3 protein-coding genes are annotated in these 2449 nt (G+C 54.0%); all 3 read left to right on the top strand.

What is annotated here, in order from left to right; genetic code table 11:
- Window positions 1-721: hypothetical protein (locus RYZ18_RS14150; protein WP_317657514.1), on the top strand; the 721-nt coding region annotated here is incomplete at its 5' end.
- A gap of 235 nt (window positions 722-956) precedes the next feature.
- Window positions 957-1154, top strand: a complete 198-nt coding sequence (locus tag RYZ18_RS14145) for a helix-turn-helix domain-containing protein (RefSeq protein WP_317657513.1) — start codon at window positions 957-959, stop codon at window positions 1152-1154.
- 183 nt (window positions 1155-1337) lie between these two features.
- Window positions 1338-2449 (top strand): hypothetical protein (locus tag RYZ18_RS14140; RefSeq protein WP_317657512.1); only part of this gene is annotated, 1112 nt, incomplete at its 3' end.

The raw sequence follows: 2449 nt of genomic DNA, 5'->3' as shown, positions 1-2449 counted from the left end.
GCCGAAAATCCCAAAATTTCTGCAGCGCAACCTCAATGCGGCTTACTATCACATGTGCCGCTTGGGGACGCCGTTGCCAACTGAAGCTGAACGCATGCTCCGCGACGGGCTACATCGTTGGGCCGAAGCTGTACTTGTTCAGCGCGCCGCATCGCGCAAGAGCGGCAAGAAGCAGGCCCAAGCCAACAGACTGCCTCAAATGCGTAAAGAGCTCAGTATGCTGAAGGAGGCCGTCGACCGTCATAAAAAGCCGAACCATGCTCGCACCGAGCAGCAGTTTGATAGGCTCTCCGCAGACACAAAAGCAATCCTAAACGCTGCCTTTAAGAGCCGCATGTATTCTCAAGTTGAGGATTTCGTCCAAATCGACTTCGCAAACCCTCAGCACCGACAAACACTACTCGATGCCATTAAGGGCATGCGCTGCTCGCTAAACGAGTTCGATGACCCACAGTTTAACCAAGCATTGGATAAAGCTTTCTATTGCCTCGCAGATGTATATGAGGCCACCACCGGCCAACCGGCGCGGCTGTCTGCCACTTACGACAATCTTGCAAAAAGTTCGTACGACAAAGCTATCCTCGCCACCTATCGCATGGGTAAACCGCTGGGTGATTATCAAACTCAAGATTTTAAAGGCAAAAAGCTGATCGTCAGGGAAAAAACAAAATTTAAAGTCGCGGCCCAAGCCTATGACACGGCAATGGGTCGTAGGCCCTAAGTATCTGATATAAATTTATAAAATCTGCTTACGCTGCCTAAGTTAGCGCAGCCCGAATCGCAGATTTATTCTCGGCGCATGTCTAATCTGCGTCCTCATATCCCCCTTTCTGCACAGTCAGCTTCGGCTGATCTTTGTGCCACGCTTGAGGCGCTTGCGCGCCTGATGGCGCGGCACTGCGCGCGAGCGGATATGGCGGGCGCATCTTGTGAACATCGTAACGGAGGACCTGCTCATGAGCAGTTCAAGACCATTCCGCCTGCTCACGATCAGTGAGGCAGCGGAGTATCTCGCTATATCCGAGCGCTCGATCAAGCGCCTCATCGCACGCGGTGATCTGCCCTGCATTCGTGTGGGCAATGCCTTGCGGTTTGCCTTTGCAGACCTTGAGGCCTTCATCGCCCGCAACCGCTCTGGGGGGATGTTCGGGTGACCCTGATTGTCCCCTTCGGGTCTGCTTTGACCCTCAGTCACGCGCTATCGTGTAAATCTATATGTTGTTATCTTTACCATCAATTGTGGTATATTTGCACTATATGTAGTATTTTATCTCAGATGGCTTCACGTGGCCCAGACTGTCCTGCATCTTCCTTCACGTCTTCTTGGAGTAACTGCCATGACCCTGTGTAAAGCTAACCCGTTCTTTGACGCCGGTCAGATGAGCTTGGCTGAACTGCGCGAACGCATCGAAGCGGATCATGAGCTATCCGTGTATAAGCGCCGCGATATCGCTTCCGCCTGCCGCAGCTTGGCGGAGTGGTTCCACTTGCCTGAGACCAGCATCCCAGCCTCTGCGCCTTATATCCGTCAGAAGCTTGAGCGCGTGCATCCAACCTTGATCAATGTAACGCGGCGCCGCGTGCAAAATGTGCGGTCTTTGATCTTGGGCGCGATGCGGCATCTGAAGATCAACACCAAGCTTGCGCCAGCTTCAGCAAAGCTCACGCCTGAGTGGCAGATGCTTTATGACCTACTTGAGGGCGACACCTATCGTAAGTCTGAGCTCAGCCGCTTTATGCGCTACTGCTCAAACCAAGCTATTGCGCCTGATGATGTCACTGATCTGGTTGCTGATGGCTATCTCTTAGCCCTCGAGACCGAGAGCCTGATCAAACACCCGCGCGTGCGGCATCAGTCCACCTGCCGTGTGTGGAACCAAATGGTGGAGACGCATCGCGAAGCGGGCTGGCCACAGGTCACGCTTAACGTGCCGCGCTATGACGAGCGCCTTTATGCGATCGACTGGTCTCTTCTCTCTGATGCCGTCAGGGCGGATATCGATGCCTATCTAGGCCACCTCTCAAGCAAGGATGTCTTCAGCAAGGGTTTAAAGAAGCCCTTCGCGCCAATCAGCATCGATGCAGTGCACGGACATCTGCATCGCTATATCTCTGCGCTCTCTTACAAGGGCGTGGATGTGGGCAGCGCTCTTTCCCTCCGCGATCTGGTCACGCCCACCATGTTTGAGGCCGGCATCAGCTGGCTTCTCGATCGCAATGGCGGTGAGACCTCGAAGCATATCGGAGAGATTGCCTGGAGTGTGCGCTGTTACGCCGTTAAGCACTGTGATCCATCTGATGAAGATGTGGCCTTCTATGCAGAGCATATGCCTAAGCTGCGTCTCTCCCATGACGGGCTCTCCGAGAAGAATGCAGCCTCTATGCATCAGTTCGATGATCCAAAGGCCGTTCTGCGCTTCCTCACCTTACCCCAAGTGCTCTGGGACCG

Source organism: Roseovarius sp. 10, assembly GCF_033100315.1.
Classification (GTDB): domain Bacteria; phylum Pseudomonadota; class Alphaproteobacteria; order Rhodobacterales; family Rhodobacteraceae; genus M30B80.
This window is presented reverse-complemented; position numbering and strand designations above follow the sequence as displayed.